This is a genomic window from Bradyrhizobium sp. GCM10028915, assembly GCF_042666195.1.
In the GTDB taxonomy this organism is placed as follows: domain Bacteria; phylum Pseudomonadota; class Alphaproteobacteria; order Rhizobiales; family Xanthobacteraceae; genus Bradyrhizobium; species Bradyrhizobium canariense_D.
In genome coordinates this window covers 97,499-114,218 of record NZ_JBHTFN010000003.1, presented here as the reverse complement: position 1 = coordinate 114,218, position 16,720 = coordinate 97,499, and the positions used below count along the sequence as shown (strand labels likewise).

Genomic DNA, 16,720 nt, shown 5'->3' with positions numbered 1-16,720 from the left:
TGTTCTCACCTCTCCCCGCGCGCGGGGAGAGGTGAAGCGGCATCGTCGGCTCAGAGCAGCCCTGCTCCGCGCGCCCATTTGTACTTGGCACCGAGGACCTCGACCGGCAGTTCGGTCGAGTAGGCATAGGCCGGAATGCCGTTCTGGTAGAGATATTCGGCGGCTTCCTCAACCTCGACGTCGCCGGCGAGCGAGGCGACGATCGGCTTCACGAAGCCCTTGGCCTCCATCTCCTTCTTCACCTCGACCATGTTGCGGGCGAACACCATCGGCGGCGTGACGATGGTGTGCCAGTAGCCGAGGATCAGCGAGTGGATGCGCTCGTCCGTCAGGCCGAGTTTTACGGTGTTGACGTAGGTGATCGGCGGCTCACCGCCGGTGATGTCCACGGGATTTCCGGCCGCGCCAAACGGCGGGATGAACTTGCGGAAGGCCGCATCCAGATCCGGCGGCATCGACATCAGCGACAAGCCGTTGTCGACGCAGGAGTCCGACAACAGCACGCCCGAACCGCCTGCACCGGTAATGATCAGCACGTTCTCGCCCTTCGGCGTCGGCAGCACCGGCACGCCCCGCGCGAATTCGAGCAGCTGCCGCAAGCTACGGGCGCGGATCACGCCGGACTGGGCCAGGACATCCTCGTAGATCTTGTCGTTGCCGGCGAGCGCGCCGGTGTGCGACGAGGCCGCCTTGGCACCGGCGGAGGTGCGGCCGGCCTTGAGCACGATGACCGGTTTTTTCTTGGAGACGCGTTTTGCGGCTTCCGCAAAGGCGCGGCCGTCCTTGAGGTCTTCGCAGTGCTGCGCGATCAGGTTCGTGTTCGGATCCTGCTCGAAGAAGGCGAGCAGATCGTCCTCGTCGATGTCGGACTTGTTGCCGAGGCCGACGATCGCCGACACGCCCATCTTGGCCGAACGGGAGAAGCCGATGATGGCCATGCCGATGCCGCCCGATTGCGAAGACAGTGCCGCGTGGCCCTTGACATCATAGGCGGTGCAGAAGGTCGCGCAGAGATTGGCAGGCGTATAATAGAAGCCGTAGATGTTCGGTCCCATCAGGCGGATGTCGTACTTCTTGCCGACTTCGACGATCTCGGCCTGGAGCTCCGGCGCGCCGGCTTCCGCGAAGCCCGACGGAATCAGAACCGCGCCGGGAATTTTCTTCTCGCCGCATTCGGTGAGCGCCGCGGCCACGAACTTCGCGGGAATTGCGAACACCGCGGTGTCGATCACACCGGGCACGTCCTTGACGCTCTTGTAGGCCTTGTAGCCGAGGATCTCGGCGGCCTTGGGATGGATCGGGTAGATGTCGCCCTTGTAGCCGCCGTTGATGAGGTTCTTCATCACGGAATTGCCGATCTTGCCGTCTTCGGCCGAAGCGCCGACCACGGCAACCGCCTTCGGCTGCATGATGCGGCTCATCGCCGCGACGATCTCTTCGGTCGGGCGCGGCTTCGGCTTGGGCACGTAAGCGAAGTCGACGACGATGCGGACGTCGGCCGCGATCGCGTCCTTGGCCGTCGCGAACACCGGGTTGAGATCGAGCTCGACGATCTCGGGGAAATCGGTGACGAGCTGCGAGACCTTGACGATGACATCGGCGAGCGCCGTGCGGTTCACCGGCTCGCCGCCGCGAACGCCCTTCAAAATTTCATGCGCCTGGATGCCGTCGAGCATCGACAGCGCATCTTGCTTGGTCGCGGGCGCGAGGCGGAAGGTAATGTCCTTCAGGACTTCGACCAGCACACCGCCGAGGCCGAAGGCAACCAGCTTGCCGAACGAGGCGTCGGTGATCGACCCCACGATCACTTCGGTGCCGCCGGCCAGCATCTGCTGCACCTGGACACCCTCGATCTTGGCATCGGACTTGTACTTCCTGGCGTTGGAGAGAATCGTCTCGTAGGCCTTCTCGGCGTCTTCGGCCGTCTTGAGGCCGACGATGACACCGCCGGCTTCGGTCTTGTGGAGAATGTCCGGCGAGACGATCTTCATCACCACCGGAAACCCCATCGAGGCGGCCATTTTGCCGGCCTCGCCGGCCGACTTCGCCACACCCTCCTTCGGCACCGCAATGCCGTAGGCGTCGCAGACCAGCTTGCCTTCCGGCGCGGTCAGGCTGGTGCGCTTGTCCGCCTTGACCTGGTCAAGCACCTTGCGGACGGCATCTTTGGAATTGGACATGTGGCTTCTCCCTTGACCTTGGTTCTTGCGTTCTCAAAGCGCGCGCGCGTTGCGGCTGCCCGTGATGCTTTCCATTCGCCGCGCTCTGTTCCATGTCGCGGAACGGAGTGGCATAAAGCCGAGATTACTCCGCCGGCTTGGATCAAAAATGGCTGGCGATGGCATTTGGTATGCCAGAAGCCAACTTGTCAAGCTGCAGCGCACCTTAGAACGCTGCAAAAAATAGGCAGCTTGACATTCTGGTATTTGGTATGCCAAAAACTTTCCCGTTAATAATCCTGTAAAAGACGACTCCCACTGGAGGAGATTCGTCGTGTCACTGCGGAAACCAACCAAGGCGTTGCCGAACATGGCCGAGGCAGATATCGCAATCGTTCGTATTGCCCCGGAGTCGAGCTTCAAGAACAAGGCGTATGACGCCTTGAAGGAAGCCATCCTCAAGATGGACATCTACTCGACGCCCGAACCCGTCATGCTCGACGAGCGCGCGTTGTCCGAGCGCCTCGGCGTGAGCCGCACGCCGATCCGCGAAGCCATCGCGATGCTAGAGCAAGACGGTTTCGTGAAGACGGTTCCTCGCCGCGGCATCATGGTGGTCCGAAGGACCAAAAGCGAGATCGTCGACATGATCCGCGCCTGGGCGGCGCTGGAGAGCATGGCGGCTCGCCTCATCACCGCCACAGCGCGCAAGAAAGACATCACGGCGCTGCGCGACTACTTCAAGGAATTTGGCAAGGATCGCCTGCCCGAGGATCACGTCGAGGAATATTCGCGCGCCAACATCGCCTTCCACCAGGCGCTGATCTCGCTGTCGGAATCACCGGTGCTGGTCGATCTCACCAACGACTTGCTGCTGCATGTGCGTGGCTATCGGCAATTGACCATCGGACGCAAGGACCGCACCGCGACGTCGCTTCCCGAGCATCTCGGCATGATCGAAGCCCTGGAGGCGCGCGATACCGAGCTCGCCGAGAAGCGCGCCCGCGATCACACCCTTGGCCTTGCCGCTTACGTCGAAGCGCATGGTCAGGAACTCTTCTAGCCGGCAACGTTCACCAAAGGGCGAGGCATCGCCCGCAAAAGCCTGAAACGGCATCTTGAGACCAGGGAGACAAGGCCCATGCTGAATACCGCGACCAAGTCCGAAGCACCGGGCACCGAGCAGGAATTGACGGATGGTTTTCATCTCGTCATTGACGCGCTCAAGCTGAACGGCATCAACACCATCTATAATGTGCCGGGCATCCCGATCACGGATTTGGGCCGCATGGCGCAGGCGGCCGGTATTCGCATGATTTCGTTCCGCCACGAGCAGAACGCCGGTTATGCGGCGGGCATCGCCGGCTACCTCACCAAGAAGCCCGGCATCTGCCTCACCGTCTCCGCGCCCGGCTTCCTCAACGGTCTCACCGCGCTCGCCCACGCCACCACCAACTGCTACCCGATGATCCTGATCTCGGGCTCCTCCGAGCGCGAGATCGTCGACCTCCAGCAGGGCGACTATGAAGAGATGGACCAGCTCGCGATCGCCAAGCCGCTGTGCAAGGCAGCCTACCGTGTGCTGCACGCCCAGGACATCGGCATTGGTCTTGCCCGTGCCATCCGAGCCGCCGTCTCCGGCCGTCCGGGCGGCGTCTATCTCGACCTGCCGGCAAAGCTGTTCGGCCAGGTGATGAACGCCGATGCCGGCCAGAAGTCGCTGGTCAAGGTAATCGACGCGGCTCCCGCGCAGATCCCCTCGCCCGCTTCGATCAAGCGCGCGCTTGATGTTTTGAAGAGCGCAAAGCGCCCTCTCATCATCCTCGGCAAGGGCGCGGCCTACGCGCAGGCCGACGAGGAGATCAAAACCTTCGTCGAGAAGAGCGGTATCCCCTTCCTGCCGATGAGCATGGCCAAGGGTCTCCTCTCAGACACCCATCCGCAGTGCGCAGGCGCTGCCCGCTCGACGGTGCTGAAGGAATCCGACGTCGTCCTACTGATCGGCGCCCGGCTGAACTGGCTGCTCTCGCACGGCAAGGGCAAGAACTGGGGCGAAGCGCCCAAGAAGTTCATCCAGGTCGACATCGAACCGCGCGAGATGGACTCCAACGTCGAGATCGTCGCGCCCGTCGTCGGCGACATCGGCTCGGTCGTCTCCGCCTTCAACCAGGGGATGGCTTCGGGCTGGACCGCCCCGCCTGCCGAATGGACCAAGGCGATTTCGACCAAGCGCGAAGAGAACGTCGCCAAGATGGCGCCGAAGCTCATGAACAACAAATCGCCGATGGACTATCACGGCGCGCTCGGCGTGCTGAAGAACGTCATCAAGGATCATCCCGAGGCGATCCTCGTCAACGAGGGCGCCAACACGCTCGACCTCGCCCGCGGCGTCATCGACATGTACAAGCCGCGCAAGCGTCTCGACGTCGGCACCTGGGGCGTGATGGGTATTGGCATGGGTCAGGCGATCGCGGCGGCTCTCGAGACCGGCCATCCCGTGCTCGCGGTCGAAGGCGACTCGGCCTTCGGCTTCTCCGGCATGGAGGTCGAGACCATCTGTCGCTACAATTTGCCGATCTGCGTCGTCATCTTCAACAATGACGGCATCTATCGCGGCACCGACGTCAACGGCGCCAACGCTGATCCGGCAACGACAGTGTTCGTCAAGGGCGCCCGCTACGACAAGATGATGGAAGCCTTCGGCGGCGTCGGCGTGAACGCGACCTCGCCGGACGAGCTCAAGCGCGCCGTCAACGAAGCCATGGCTTCGGGCAAGCCGACGCTCATCAACGCCGTGATCGATCCGGCCGCCGGTTCCGAGAGCGGCCGCATCGGCAACCTCAATCCGCAAAGCGTTCTGCAGAAGAAGAAGTAAGCACTCCCCTTCAACCCACAAGGTCCCTGCGGGTGCAGGGGTAGATCAGAGTACGGAGCAACACGATGACAAAAGCGCTCGAGGGCGTTCGCATTCTCGACTTCACCCACGTCCAGTCCGGGCCGACCTGCACGCAGTTGCTCGCATGGTTCGGCGCCGACGTGATCAAGGTGGAGCGCCCGGGCGTGGGTGACATCACCCGCGGCCAGCTGCAGGACATCCCGAATGTGGACAGCCTGTATTTCACCATGCTCAACCACAACAAGCGCTCGATCACGCTCGACACCAAGAACCCCAAGGGCAAGGAAGTCCTCACCGAGCTCATCAAGAAGTGCGACGTGTTGGTCGAGAATTTCGGCCCCGGCGTGCTCGACCGCATGGGTTTCCCCTGGGAGAAGATCCAGGCGATCAACCCGAAGATGATCGTCGCCTCTATTAAGGGCTTTGGTCCCGGACCATACGAGGACTGCAAGGTTTATGAGAACGTCGCCCAGTGCACCGGCGGCGCCGCCTCCACCACGGGCTTCCGCGACGGCTTGCCCCTCGTGACCGGCGCGCAGATCGGCGACAGCGGCACCGGTCTGCATCTGGCGCTCGGCATCGTCACCGCACTCTATCAGCGCACCCATTCCGGCAAGGGCCAGCGCGTCACCGCCGCGATGCAGGACGGCGTGCTCAATCTCGCGCGCGTCAAGCTGCGCGACCAGCAGCGCCTCGCCCATGGTCCGCTCAAGGAATACAGCCAGTTCGGCGAAGGCATTCCGTTCGGCGATGCCGTGCCGCGTGCCGGCAACGATTCCGGCGGCGGCCAGCCCGGCCGCATCCTGAAGTGCAAGGGCTGGGAGACCGATCCCAACGCCTATATCTACTTCATCACCCAGGCCCCGGTCTGGGAGAAGATCTGCGACGTGATCGGTGAGCCCTCCTGGAAGACCGATCCGAACTACGCCAAGCCGGCCGTCCGCCTGCCGCGCCTGAATGAGATCTTCGGCCGCATCGAACAATGGACGATGACGAAGACGAAGTTCGAGGCGATGGAAATCCTCAACAAGGACGACATTCCCTGCGGCCCGATCCTGTCGATGAAGGAGATCGCCGAGGACCAGTCGCTGCGCGCGACCGGCACCGTGGTCGAGGTCGACCACCCCACCCGCGGCAAGTACATCTCCGTCGGCAACCCGATCAAGCTGTCGGACTCCCCGAGCGAGGTGGAGCGATCCCCGCTGCTCGGCGAGCACACCGACGAGATCCTGCGCACCGTGCTGGGCTTCTCGGACCATCAGGTCGCCGATATCCACAAGTCCGGCGCGCTCGATCCGCCGCAGAAGCAGGCCGCCGAATAGGCGGGCTTATCTCACGACGCGAAAGGCCGCCGGCTTCGGCGGCCTTTTTGTTGGCGCGCAAAGGCTGCATCGCACGATCGGCGCGCTTGCCGCGCCGCCAAGGCTGGATTAAAGATTGGTTCGCGAGGAACAGATGCGGTGGCCGGCCGTTGCTCCCTCGACCGGTGTGCTCCCGGAAATGCGAGCATGCCGGAAATGCCAGCATGCCATCTCCACGGCGAGTGCAGCACGCCTCGCAAAGACCCTGCCCCACGCTGAAGAACTGGTCGCCTTCGCTTCCGAGGATGGCAAGTCGGCCTTTCAGTTCGGGCACGGGTGGCGTCGCGTCCGGCACTCGCCAGGACCACGCTCGTTGATCAAATTGAGGGCTTAAATGTCGAAAGATCAATCCTCTGATCGCGCCAAGCGTGAAGCCAACAAGGCGTTCAAGCCTGCGACAACGCAGAAGCCGATCAATGACTATGCGAAGGACCAGAACTCCTTCAACGAGAATCGCGAACGGCTGAAAGCGGAGCGATTGGCCCGGGAGGCGAAGCCGGGAAGCGGCTCCGAATAGGCACGACGATCCCAGACTCCGACCGCGAATTCCGCTAAAGGCGGGGCGCCGAAATCCGCCTGGTCTACAGCATCGAGAGCACGACGATTCCGTCTTCGACTGCACCAGAAGCGAGCTGCGCCCGCGCCATGCGCTCGAACTCGGTCCGGTTCTTGCGAAGATAACTGAAAGCCTGCTTCTGCGTCAGGAACGTCGTCGCAAGACGGCACATCTGTCGTCCCGCGCCAAGCGCGAGAAAGAAGGTGATGGTGCCACCGCCATCCGACTTTATTCTAGGCACGACCCGCACTCTTTGGCATGTGATCGGCCCTCTCCAAATTGTCCTCGGCGCAATGGAAGCCAGTTATGGCGTCACCTTCTTCTTGCGCTTCGTCGGGACGGGCGGCGGCAGCGACGCCTGAAGGGCGGCGTCTGCCGCTTCCTTGGCCTGGCGCAGCTCTCGAAGCCGCGCCATGTTCTTGCGAACATCGACGGCTTGCTTTCCAACGTCCACCATCGCCCGCGCGCCTTCCTCAGCGGCCAAACGCTGACGGTTAGAACGCGCGATGCTTTCGGGTGACGGTTCGGCCGGTCTCTTGGCGCTCATTATTCACCCTGCTCTGCAACGGACAAAAACCCGCTCAATCCTGGGATCGAGCGGGTGGCATGGCCGTTTCAGTACATCCGTGAAACGGCACCAAGGCTTTAGGCCAGCGAGAGATTCTCAGCGCTGACCTTGCCCCGCATCTTGTCGGTCTTGAGTTCGAAGTTGACCTTTTGGCCTTCAGCGAGACCTGCAAGACCAGCCCGCTCGACCGCGCTGATGTGAACGAACACATCGTTGCCGCCGTCGTTCGGCTGAATGAATCCAAAGCCCTTCTGGCCGTTAAACCACTTTACAGTACCTGTCGTCATTTTCTTCTCCAAAGCGCATACGCGCAGGTTCCGCGTGATCGTCACGCAGAACAAATTCTATTCGTCGATGTCTATGGAAAAGGAGCCCGCGGGCGCATTCAACAAGGCACAGCGGCTGAACGAACAGCCTCAACGTATACCTCATCCTCGCCATTTGCAAGGCTTGACGGAATTTAACGGCTCGGGAGCCCGGCGGTAGGTGCAGGACGCGCGCTATTCAGCGCTCATCTTTCGCCCCCGGCGAGCTGCTCTCGAAGGCTGCCGAGCGCCCCATGCGTGGATCCATCAAAAAAATCGAGACGCCGCGTCGGATCGGCAGCATCTCCTTCGTCATCTGGACATGAACGGGCAGTAGACGCCCACGTCGAGCCCGGCGATTCATGAGGAAGAATGATCATGCCCAGCACTGTCCGCCTGCACCGCGTTCTCACGACCAGCCCGGAGAAAGTCTATCGCGCCTTCCTGGAGGCGGATGCGTTGGCAAAATGGCTTCCGCCGAATGGCTTCACCTGCACCGTCCATCATTTCGAGCCGAAGGTCAGGGGCACGTTCAAGATGTCGTTCCGTAACTTCACGACGGGCAACAGCCACGCCTTCGGCGGCGAATATCTCGAGCTCGTCCCCGGCGAACGTCTCCGTTACACCGACAGGTTCGACGACCCCAATCTGCCGGGCGAGATCCAGGTCACCGTGATCCTGAAGAAAGTATCCGTCGGCACCGAGCTGGATATCACGCAGGCCGGCATCCCCGACGTCATCCCGCCGGAGGCTTGTTATCTCGGCTGGCAGGAATCGCTGCGCAATCTGGCGAAGCTCGTCGAGCCTGAGATCAAGCAATAGCGATCGGACGCGACTTAGGGGCGGCCGCGTGACCGTAGGCTACGCGCCCGCCCTCGACTGGAGCCCGCCGCTTGCGGTCCAGCGGTCCGGGTCCGGGCTGTGTCCGATCAAAGCAAGGCCGTACGCAATCGACTCGAACTGATCGCCCGACATCAGCCGTTCGTTGCCGAACCGCTCGGCGAACAGTTTTCGAACGGCCGGCACGAAAGACGTGCCGCCGGTCAAAAACACCTTCTCGACCTCGCGCGCGGTGATGCCGGCTTCGCCCAGCACCTTGTCGACGGTGGCCCCGAGCCTCGCGATGTCGTCGGCAATCCAGGCTTCGAAATTCTTCCGCGTGATAGTCGAGCCGATGTCGACCCCGCCTCCTTTGAAGCGGAACTCCACCTGTTCCTGGGCCGACAGCGCGACCTTGGCGTCGGACACCGCGCGGTACAGCGAAAAGCCGAGGTCGAGATCGACGATGGTGATGAAATCCTCGAGCAGAGCCGGCTTCACTGCGGTGCGCGCAAGCTCCCGGAGTTCGCGCAAGTCGCCGTTGCTCTTCATCATCGCGAGCTGATGCCAGCGCGCGAGATTGGTGTAGTGGCCGGTGGGGATCGGCAGCACCTTGTCGAACGAGCGGAAGCTCGAGCCCTTGCCCAGCCGCGGCGAGACGACGTGATCGACGATGCGGTAATCGAAGGTGTCGCCCGCAATCCCGATGCCGGCATGGCCGAGCGGTTCGGCGCGCAAGGCGCCGCCGGCACGCGAGAACCGCATCACCGAGAAATCGCTGGTGCCGCCGCCGAAATCCGCAACCAGCACGGTCGCATCGCGTTCCAGCCGGCGGGCGAAGGAGAACGCCGCGCCCACGGGTTCGTAGACATAGCGGGCGTGGCCGGCGCCGAGGCGCTCGAACGCGGCCCGGTAGCGCTGCATCGCCAGCGCTTCGTCGGGATTGCCCCCGGCGAAGCGGACGGGGCGACCGACTGTAATGGTGGACGTCTCGAAGCCGAATTTATCGCCGCCATGCCGCGCCAGCGTCCGCAGGAACGCCGCCAAAATATCCTCAAACTTGTAGCGCTGCCGGAACACCTGGGTGGTGTTGAAGCTGGAGCTTGCGGCAAAGGTCTTGAACGACTGGAGGAAGCGGTAGACATGGCGTCCTTCCAGGAACTGCTCGATCGCCCACGGGCCGCCTTCAGCCTGGGCGCCGGCTCCCGGCCGGTCTTCCCAGAAACACAGCGCCGACACGAAGACGCTGTGGCGCTGTCCGCCATGGTCGAAGCGGATGGCCTCGACCCGGCGGTCGTCCGCCGCAAGGGCCACGACCGTATTGCTGGTCCCAAAATCGATGCCGATCGAGACGACGGGCGAGGCGCTCGACATGAACCACTCTGACAGATGATTGGAGGGGGCAGACCACTAACGGCTTCATGTGCCGCTGCCAAGGCTCCGTTTTTGGATATCGACGGTCAAATGGTTCAGTTTCGGCCGGCTTTGGCATATCCCGCTCAAATCGGCCCATTTAACGGATTATTATGCTGCAATGCGAAGAGCTAAATGCTGCTATGCAATGGCATGCATAGACATTGGCATCTGGTATACATAAATTCCCTTTCGAAATGAGACAGCACTACTGACCGTCTCGAGAAAGGGATTTCCGATGTCCAAGACCGCTTCCGTCGCTCTCGCGCCCTCCTCCTCGCTGTTCGCCCGCCTGATGGCAACGATCGACCGCCTCCTGATGGCGAGCGCCGAGATCTCGAATCACAACGGCGACCTGCCGCGCTTTGGCCTGTAGGCCGGACAGCCGCCCGCGCCTGCGCGCGCAGCGGGAGACGGTTTTAGATCAGTCCGCATACTACTTTTGATGAATGGCCCCGGATCACGGGGCCATTTCTACTTGTGCTGTCCTGAGTCACAGCCGCAACCGGGCAAGGTCCTGCGGCATTTGCGCACGGTGACCGGACCAGCGCTTGAAGCTTGGCATAATGCATACAAGAATGCCGTTCCAGCGCTCGCAGAAAAATGAGAGGCGCCACGGGAGGCTTTATGACTGACATGGTGCAAGCAACCGCCCCGACAGCCGCGCGCGTTAGCGACACGTATCGCTGGACGCAATTGGCGGTCGGTGTCGCGGCGATGGTGATGATCGCCAACTATCAATACGGCTGGACGTTCTTCGTCCCCGACATCCAGAAGAAGTTCGGCTGGGATCGTGCGTCGATCCAATGGGCCTTTACGCTGTTCGTGCTGTTCGAGACCTGGCTCGTGCCGATCGAAGGATGGTTCGTCGACAAATACGGTCCGCGCATCGTGGTGCTGGTCGGCGGCGTGCTCTGTGCCGCCGGCTGGGCGATCAACGCGGAGGCGACCACGCTCAACGGCTACTATCTCGGCATGATCATCGCAGGCATCGGCGCCGGCGGCGTCTACGGCACCTGCGTCGGTAACGCGCTGAAGTGGTTTCCGGACAAGCGCGGTCTTGCCGCGGGCATCACGGCCGCTGGTTTCGGTGCGGGCTCCGCGCTGACCGTCGCGCCGATCCAGGCCATGATCAAGGACAGCGGTTTCCAGACCACCTTCCTTTATTTCGGCCTCGGACAAGGCATTATCATCTGCATCCTCGCCTTCTTCCTGCTCGCGCCGAAAGCAGGTCAGGTGCCGAACGCGGTCGTGAACGCCAATCTGCAGCAGACCCGGCGCAACTACCAGCCGACCGAGGTGCTGCGTCAGCCGATCTTCTGGCTGATGTATTTCATGTTCGTGATCGTCGGCGCCGGCGGCCTGATGGTGACGGCGAACCTGAAGCCGATCGCGGCGGACTGGAAGATCGACAACGTGCCGGTCACGCTGATGGCGGTGACGATGACCGCGGTGACCTTCGCGGCCACGATCGACCGCGTGCTCAACGGCCTGACGCGTCCGTTCTTCGGCTGGATCTCCGACATGATCGGCCGCGAGAACACGATGTTCATCGCCTTCGGCATGGAAGGTATCGGCATCTGGATGCTCTACCTCTGGGGCCACGATCCGCTCTGGTTCGTGCTACTCTCGGGCTTCGTGTTCTTCGCCTGGGGTGAGATCTACTCGCTGTTCCCCTCGACCTGCACCGACACGTTCGGCGCCAAGTTCGCGACCACCAATGCCGGCCTGCTCTACACCGCGAAGGGTACGGCCGCGCTGCTGGTCCCGATCGGCAACTACATGCAGCAGTCGTCGGGCAGTTGGGACAACGTGTTTATCATCGCAGCCGGCGCCAACATCCTGGCCTCGGCGCTGGCGATCGCGGTGCTCAAGCCCTGGCGCAAGGTCGTGGTCGCGCAATCGACCGTCTGACGCGCTCCAAAAGCGCTTCTCGCGCAAAACGCCCGGCCTCGCGGCCGGGCGTTTTCGTTGTGCGCGACGTTTTCGTGAACCCGCCGACCCTAAAGGAACTCCGCAAATTTTCAGGCGCGCGCCAAGATAGGGCTTGCAATCTGGAATATGGTATACCAAGGTCGCCACCGCGCTTGCGACGATAAGCCACAATATTGCGACATCAGGTCATCTTGCGACCGGTGTCGAACCAGACAGGCGCTTGGGAGGTTCTTGATGATTTCCAGCACCGATGGCGCTGTCACGGCCGCGCCTCTCCGCACAGGTTTCCGCTGGCTCCAGCTGGTCATGGGCATCGTCTGCATGGCGATGATCGCCAACCTGCAATATGGCTGGACCCTGTTCGTCGATCCGATCGATCACGCGCACCATTGGGGACGCGCCGCGATCCAGCTCGCCTTCACCATCTTCGTCGTCACCGAAACCTGGCTGGTGCCGATCGAGGCCTGGTTCGTCGACAAATACGGCCCGCGCATCGTCATCATGTTCGGCGGCGTCATGATCGCGCTGTCGTGGATTCTCAACTCCTATGCCGATAGCCTCACCTTGCTCTACGCGGCCGCAATCATCGGCGGCATGGGCGCGGGCGCCGTGTACGGCACCTGCGTCGGCAACGCGCTGAAATGGTTTCCCGATCGCCGGGGCCTTGCCGCCGGTGCGACTGCCGCCGGCTTCGGCGCAGGCGCTGCACTCACCGTCGTGCCGATCGCAGCCATGATCGCAACGAGCGGCTATCAGCACGCGTTCCTCACCTTCGGCATCGGCCAGGGCGTGATCGTCTTCGTGCTCGCCTTCTTCATTCAGCCGCCGCGGATCTCGATCCCGCCGAAGAAGAAGCAGCTCAATCTGCCGCAGACCAAGATCGACTTCACCCCGCCCCAGGTGCTGCGCACCCCTATTTTCTGGGTCATGTATCTCGTGTTCGTCATGGTCGCCTCCGGCGGCCTGATGACCGCGGCGCAGATCGCCCCGATCGCACACGACTTCAAGATCGCCGACACGCCGGTCACGCTCGCCGGCTTTCAGATGGCGGCCTTGACGTTCGCGATCTCGCTCGACCGCATCTTCGACGGTTTCGGACGGCCGTTCTTCGGCTTCGTCTCCGACACGATCGGCCGCGAGCACACCATGTTCATCGCCTTCGGCACCGCCGCGCTGATGCTGCTGACGCTGTCGGCCTATGGCCACGTCCCTGTCGTCTTCGTGCTCGCCACCGCGGTCTATTTCGGCGTGTTCGGCGAGATCTACTCGCTGTTCCCGGCGACCTGCGGCGACACCTTCGGCTCGAAGTTCGCAACCACCAACAACGGCATGCTCTACACGGCGAAGGGGACCGCGTCCCTGCTCGTTCCGCTCGCCAGCGTGATCTCGGCCACGTATGGCTGGAAGGCCGTGTTCGTGGTCGCAGTCGCGCTGAACGCGACGGCGGCCCTGACGGCGCTGTTCGTGATCAAGCCGATGCGCCGCTCCTTCATCCTCGGCAAGGAAGCCGAGAGCGCCAACGCCGCGACGGGGAACGCCAAGACCGAGACGGCATAACGAACACTCCTTGCACGGTGAGACAGGGGCGCAGCGATGCGCCCCTTTCTTTTTGGCTCACGGCAAACGTCAGCATTGTTGCCTCAAGATTTTTCGGAACAGCCAAATCGAGTGCTTGACGATTGGCATTATGTATACCACACTTGCCGCATCATTCACCCAGGGAGGTTGCAATGCTGGTCGGAGACATTCTGCGCAAGAAGACACCGCGCGTTGTCACGGTGCGAATGAACGAAACGGTGGGTATCGCCGCCAAGCTGATGCGCGCCAACAATATCAGCGCACTGGTGGTGAAGGACGTGGTCCGCTCCGAGGGTAACACCGCGGTCGGCATGTTCACCGAGCGCGACGTCGTGCGCGCCGTCGCCGAGCACGGCGCCAATGCCGTCAACGTCAAGGTTTCGCAGCTCGTCTCGGTGCAGCAGCTCGTATCCTGCACCTCAAACGACACGATCGAGCACGTCCGCCATCTGATGAACCGGAATCACATCCGGCACCTGCCTGTCATCGACGATTACAGCCTCGTCTCGGTCATCAGCATGCGTGACATCGCCTCCTTCGTGGACGAAGCGATCAACGGCACGCCGCAAGCAGCTTAAAGCGTCTCACTTCCCCCTGCGACTACCGTCCCCGGCTCGGACCTTCCGAGCCGGACCGGATCTTTCGTCCCGAAATCCGGCTTCCGCTGCTTCGCGAGGATTCCATGAAGATCTGCATCTACGGCGCCGGCGCAATCGGCGGATATCTCGGGGTTCAGCTCGCGCGCGCGGGCGCCGACGTCAGCCTGGTCGCACGCGGCGCGCACCTTGCCGCGATGCGCGAGCGCGGCCTGACGCTGCTCGCGGGCGAGGAGAAGCACACCGTGCATCCGCGCTGCACCGACGATCCCGCCGAGCTCGGTGTGCAGGACTACATCATCATCACGCTGAAGGCGCACTCGATCACCGGCGTGATCGAGACAATGCAGCCGCTGCTCGGACCCCACACTCGCATCGTCACCGCCGTCAACGGCATCCCCTATTGGTACTTCTACAAGCACGGCGGCCAATACGAGAATTCGACGCTGGAGAGCATCGACCCCGGAGGACGGCAGTGGCGCGAAATTGGCGCCGAGCGCGCCATCGGTTGCATCGTCTATCCCGCCACCGAGATCGAGGCGCCCGGCGTGATCCGTCACGTCTACGGCAACAACTTTCCGCTCGGCGAGCCCTCCGGCGAGATTACCCCGGACGTGCAACGCCTCGCCGATCTCTTCATCGCAGCCGGGCTGAAGGCGCCGGTGCTCGACCGCATCCGCGACGAGATCTGGCTCAAGCTGTGGGGCAATGTCTGCTTCAACCCGATCAGCGCACTCACCCATGCAACGCTCGACGTGATCTGCACCGATCCGGCCACTCGCGCGCTGTCGCGCGCGATCATGATGGAGACGCAAGGCATCGCCGAAACGTTCGGCGTCAAATTCCGCGTCGACGTCGAGCGCCGCATCGAAGGTGCGCGCAAGGTCGGCGCGCACAAGACCTCGATGCTCCAGGATCTCGAGCGCGGCCGCCCGATGGAGATCGACCCGCTCGTCACCGTCGTGCAGGAGATGGGCCGCCTCACCGGCGTCGCCACCCCCGCCCTCGATTCAGTGCTGGCGATGGTGACCCAGCGCGCCCGCATTGCCGGTCTCTACGACGGCATCCCGACCCCATCGGATCCGCGCGCACTGGCGGTGGCGTGATGGCTGGCGAGATCAAACAATGGCTCCGCTTCCGGAATAGCGGTGCGACCGGCTTCGGCACGCTAACGTCGTCGGGTATCAGCGTCCATGAGGGCGAGATGTTTGGCCGCCATGCAGCCACCGGCAAGACGCTGGCGCTGTCGGAGGTCGAACTGCTCGCGCCCTGCGTGCCCAGCAAGATCGTCGCGCTCTGGAACAATTTTCATGCACTCGCGGCCAAGCTCAACCAGCCCGAGCCACCGGAGCCGCTCTACCTCCTGAAGGCCACCACCAGCATTACGACGCCAGGCGCGGTGATCCGCCGTCCCTCTTATTACGACGGCAAGACCACGTATGAAGGCGAGCTCGGCATCGTCATCGGCAAGACCTGTGCCCGGGTGTCGCCGGCGGAAGCGGACAGCTTCATCTTCGGCTACACCTGCGTCAACGACATCACCGCCAACGACATCCTGACCAGCGACCCGACCTTCCCGCAATGGGCACGGGCCAAAGGCATCGACGATTACGGCCCGTTCGGCCCCGTCATCGCGACCGGTCTCGATCCGGTCAGGCTGGTGGTCCGCACCATCCTCAACGGTGCGGAGCGACAGAACTATCCGATATCGGACATGATCTTCACCGCGCAGGAGCTGGTCAGCAGGATCTCCCACGACATGACCCTGCTCCCCGGCGACCTCATTGCCGTCGGCACCTCGGTCGGCGTCGGCGTGATGAAAGAGCCGGTGAACATTGTGACCGTCGCGATCGACGGCATCGGCGAGCTGACCAACGAGTTTCGGCTGTAGCTTCTCTCTCCGTCATGGCCGGGCTTGTCCCGGCCATCCACGTTCTGTTGGCGCGGAGGCGCGTGGATGCCTGGGACAAGCCCGGGCATGACCAGCGCGCTGAACGTCTGCCCCCAACACGGGAAACGCGCCTCTCCCCCTCCACCGATCGGCTGACGCATTCAGCCGTGGATCGTGAGGCCGGACCTATCCAGCAAGCTCCCGCCGCCCTTGATCTCGGTTCCGCTCTCCAATAGCAATTATGGCGATAATGTGCCGGCGTGAGGAAGTCACGATGTGGCTGTCTTTCCTGGTTGCCTGGTTTGTTCTGCTCACTGCCATCGCGATCTTCGCCCAGCAGGCGCTCGGTTACGATGTCGGCCACCTGCCTGCCTGGTTCGGAGGCCTGCCCGTCCCGCAGCGTGTTGCGACCGGCGCGATCCTGGCCTTGGCGTTGGCACTGATCGGCGCCTCCGCCTGGCGGCTCTCGCGCCAGGACCGGCGCCTCGACACATTGCGCGACCGCCTCAAGAAGACCCGCGAGGACGTGGTCGTCGCCCACGCCCTGCAGAACCACCTCGACGCCACCGTCCAGCACCTGATCGAGAGCGATCCCCGGTAGGCCGTCTCCGCCCTGCACGACAAGCTGGGCGGCACCGAGCAG

Annotated in this window: 17 protein-coding genes; 12 read left to right on the top strand and 5 right to left on the bottom strand. The window is 62.9% G+C overall.

The window, feature by feature from the left end:
- Positions 1-50: 50 nt before the first annotated feature.
- Positions 51-2,180 carry an acetate--CoA ligase family protein gene (locus ACFQX9_RS02290; protein ID WP_018458584.1) on the bottom strand — a complete coding sequence of 710 codons (2,130 nt, stop codon included), beginning with the start codon at positions 2,178-2,180 and terminating at the stop codon, positions 51-53.
- Between the two features lie 349 nt (positions 2,181-2,529).
- Here ACFQX9_RS02290 and ACFQX9_RS02285 point away from each other — a divergent pair, with 349 nt between their 5' ends.
- From ACFQX9_RS02285 to ACFQX9_RS02270, 4 genes are all read left to right on the top strand, one after another.
- Positions 2,530-3,222, top strand: a complete 693-nt coding sequence (locus ACFQX9_RS02285; RefSeq protein WP_162496371.1) for a GntR family transcriptional regulator — start codon at positions 2,530-2,532, stop codon at positions 3,220-3,222.
- 78 nt (positions 3,223-3,300) lie between these two features.
- Positions 3,301-5,034, top strand: a complete 1,734-nt coding sequence (oxc, locus tag ACFQX9_RS02280; RefSeq protein ID WP_377786385.1) for an oxalyl-CoA decarboxylase — start codon at positions 3,301-3,303, stop codon at positions 5,032-5,034.
- Positions 5,035-5,099: 65 nt separating this feature from the next.
- Positions 5,100-6,377, top strand: a complete 1,278-nt coding sequence (gene frc, locus ACFQX9_RS02275; protein ID WP_018458582.1) for a formyl-CoA transferase — start codon at positions 5,100-5,102, stop codon at positions 6,375-6,377.
- Between the two features lie 373 nt (positions 6,378-6,750).
- Positions 6,751-6,933 (top strand): hypothetical protein, encoded by a 183-nt coding sequence (locus tag ACFQX9_RS02270; RefSeq protein ID WP_007608360.1) that lies wholly within the window; start codon positions 6,751-6,753, stop codon positions 6,931-6,933.
- A gap of 64 nt (positions 6,934-6,997) precedes the next feature.
- Here the strand turns inward: ACFQX9_RS02270 and ACFQX9_RS02265 are convergent, their stop codons facing one another.
- The 3 genes from ACFQX9_RS02265 to ACFQX9_RS02255 all read right to left on the bottom strand — a co-directional run bounded on the left by ACFQX9_RS02265 (position 6,998) and on the right by ACFQX9_RS02255 (position 7,827).
- Positions 6,998-7,222, bottom strand: coding sequence for a hypothetical protein (locus tag ACFQX9_RS02265; protein ID WP_026233616.1), 225 nt, complete (start codon positions 7,220-7,222; stop codon positions 6,998-7,000).
- A 54-nt stretch (positions 7,223-7,276) separates the two neighbouring features.
- On the bottom strand, positions 7,277-7,519 hold the full coding sequence (locus ACFQX9_RS02260; protein ID WP_026233615.1) for a hypothetical protein: 243 nt from the start codon (positions 7,517-7,519) through the stop codon (positions 7,277-7,279).
- A 98-nt stretch (positions 7,520-7,617) separates the two neighbouring features.
- Positions 7,618-7,827, bottom strand: coding sequence for a cold-shock protein (locus ACFQX9_RS02255; RefSeq protein WP_007593324.1), 210 nt, complete (start codon positions 7,825-7,827; stop codon positions 7,618-7,620).
- Between the two features lie 396 nt (positions 7,828-8,223).
- Here ACFQX9_RS02255 and ACFQX9_RS02250 point away from each other — a divergent pair, with 396 nt between their 5' ends.
- A complete protein-coding gene (locus tag ACFQX9_RS02250) occupies positions 8,224-8,667 on the top strand; it encodes an SRPBCC family protein (protein ID WP_026233614.1) in 444 nt (147 codons plus the stop codon).
- A 39-nt stretch (positions 8,668-8,706) separates the two neighbouring features.
- Here the strand turns inward: ACFQX9_RS02250 and ACFQX9_RS02245 are convergent, their stop codons facing one another.
- Complete coding sequence (locus tag ACFQX9_RS02245) at positions 8,707-10,038, bottom strand: Hsp70 family protein (protein ID WP_377786381.1); 1,332 nt, start codon at positions 10,036-10,038, stop codon at positions 8,707-8,709.
- A gap of 277 nt (positions 10,039-10,315) precedes the next feature.
- Here ACFQX9_RS02245 and ACFQX9_RS02240 point away from each other — a divergent pair, with 277 nt between their 5' ends.
- The 7 genes from ACFQX9_RS02240 (at position 10,316) to ACFQX9_RS02210 (ending at position 16,678) form a co-directional block, all read left to right on the top strand.
- The gene (locus ACFQX9_RS02240; RefSeq protein ID WP_007593333.1) at positions 10,316-10,453 is read left to right on the top strand and encodes a hypothetical protein; all 138 of its coding nucleotides are present in this window, start codon (positions 10,316-10,318) and stop codon (positions 10,451-10,453) included.
- A gap of 251 nt (positions 10,454-10,704) precedes the next feature.
- The gene (gene oxlT / locus ACFQX9_RS02235; protein ID WP_026233613.1) at positions 10,705-11,991 is read left to right on the top strand and encodes an oxalate/formate MFS antiporter; all 1,287 of its coding nucleotides are present in this window, start codon (positions 10,705-10,707) and stop codon (positions 11,989-11,991) included.
- Positions 11,992-12,246: 255 nt separating this feature from the next.
- Complete coding sequence (gene oxlT, locus ACFQX9_RS02230) at positions 12,247-13,569, top strand: oxalate/formate MFS antiporter (RefSeq protein ID WP_018458574.1); 1,323 nt, start codon at positions 12,247-12,249, stop codon at positions 13,567-13,569.
- Between the two features lie 173 nt (positions 13,570-13,742).
- On the top strand, positions 13,743-14,168 hold the full coding sequence (locus ACFQX9_RS02225) for a CBS domain-containing protein (protein WP_018458573.1): 426 nt from the start codon (positions 13,743-13,745) through the stop codon (positions 14,166-14,168).
- 104 nt (positions 14,169-14,272) lie between these two features.
- Positions 14,273-15,292: a 2-dehydropantoate 2-reductase gene (locus ACFQX9_RS02220; protein ID WP_247404495.1), complete on the top strand. Its 1,020-nt coding sequence runs from the start codon at positions 14,273-14,275 to the stop codon at positions 15,290-15,292.
- Positions 15,292-16,077, top strand: coding sequence for a fumarylacetoacetate hydrolase family protein (locus ACFQX9_RS02215; RefSeq protein ID WP_018458571.1), 786 nt, complete (start codon positions 15,292-15,294; stop codon positions 16,075-16,077). Before ACFQX9_RS02220 ends, ACFQX9_RS02215 begins: the two co-directional genes overlap by 1 nt.
- A gap of 274 nt (positions 16,078-16,351) precedes the next feature.
- Positions 16,352-16,678, top strand: a complete 327-nt coding sequence (locus ACFQX9_RS02210; RefSeq protein WP_377786376.1) for a hypothetical protein — start codon at positions 16,352-16,354, stop codon at positions 16,676-16,678.
- Positions 16,679-16,720: the final 42 nt, after the last annotated feature.

Excerpts from the sequence above, each read along its gene's own strand:
- ACFQX9_RS02290 (WP_018458584.1), bottom strand. The coding sequence starts at position 2,180 with ATGTCCAATTCCAAAGATGCCGTCCGCAAGGTGCTTGACCAGGTCAAG.
- ACFQX9_RS02285 (WP_162496371.1), top strand. The coding sequence starts at position 2,530 with ATGGCCGAGGCAGATATCGCAATCGTTCGTATTGCCCCGGAGTCGAGC.
- oxc (WP_377786385.1), top strand. The coding sequence starts at position 3,301 with ATGCTGAATACCGCGACCAAGTCCGAAGCACCGGGCACCGAGCAGGAA.
- frc (WP_018458582.1), top strand. The coding sequence starts at position 5,100 with ATGACAAAAGCGCTCGAGGGCGTTCGCATTCTCGACTTCACCCACGTC.
- ACFQX9_RS02270 (WP_007608360.1), top strand. The coding sequence starts at position 6,751 with ATGTCGAAAGATCAATCCTCTGATCGCGCCAAGCGTGAAGCCAACAAG.
- ACFQX9_RS02260 (WP_026233615.1), bottom strand. The coding sequence starts at position 7,519 with ATGAGCGCCAAGAGACCGGCCGAACCGTCACCCGAAAGCATCGCGCGT.
- ACFQX9_RS02255 (WP_007593324.1), bottom strand. The coding sequence starts at position 7,827 with ATGACGACAGGTACTGTAAAGTGGTTTAACGGCCAGAAGGGCTTTGGA.
- ACFQX9_RS02250 (WP_026233614.1), top strand. The coding sequence starts at position 8,224 with ATGCCCAGCACTGTCCGCCTGCACCGCGTTCTCACGACCAGCCCGGAG.
- ACFQX9_RS02245 (WP_377786381.1), bottom strand. The coding sequence starts at position 10,038 with ATGTCGAGCGCCTCGCCCGTCGTCTCGATCGGCATCGATTTTGGGACC.
- ACFQX9_RS02240 (WP_007593333.1), top strand. The coding sequence starts at position 10,316 with ATGTCCAAGACCGCTTCCGTCGCTCTCGCGCCCTCCTCCTCGCTGTTC.
- oxlT (WP_026233613.1), top strand. The coding sequence starts at position 10,705 with ATGACTGACATGGTGCAAGCAACCGCCCCGACAGCCGCGCGCGTTAGC.
- oxlT (WP_018458574.1), top strand. The coding sequence starts at position 12,247 with ATGATTTCCAGCACCGATGGCGCTGTCACGGCCGCGCCTCTCCGCACA.
- ACFQX9_RS02225 (WP_018458573.1), top strand. The coding sequence starts at position 13,743 with ATGCTGGTCGGAGACATTCTGCGCAAGAAGACACCGCGCGTTGTCACG.
- ACFQX9_RS02220 (WP_247404495.1), top strand. The coding sequence starts at position 14,273 with ATGAAGATCTGCATCTACGGCGCCGGCGCAATCGGCGGATATCTCGGG.
- ACFQX9_RS02215 (WP_018458571.1), top strand. The coding sequence starts at position 15,292 with ATGGCTGGCGAGATCAAACAATGGCTCCGCTTCCGGAATAGCGGTGCG.
- ACFQX9_RS02210 (WP_377786376.1), top strand. The coding sequence starts at position 16,352 with ATGTGGCTGTCTTTCCTGGTTGCCTGGTTTGTTCTGCTCACTGCCATC.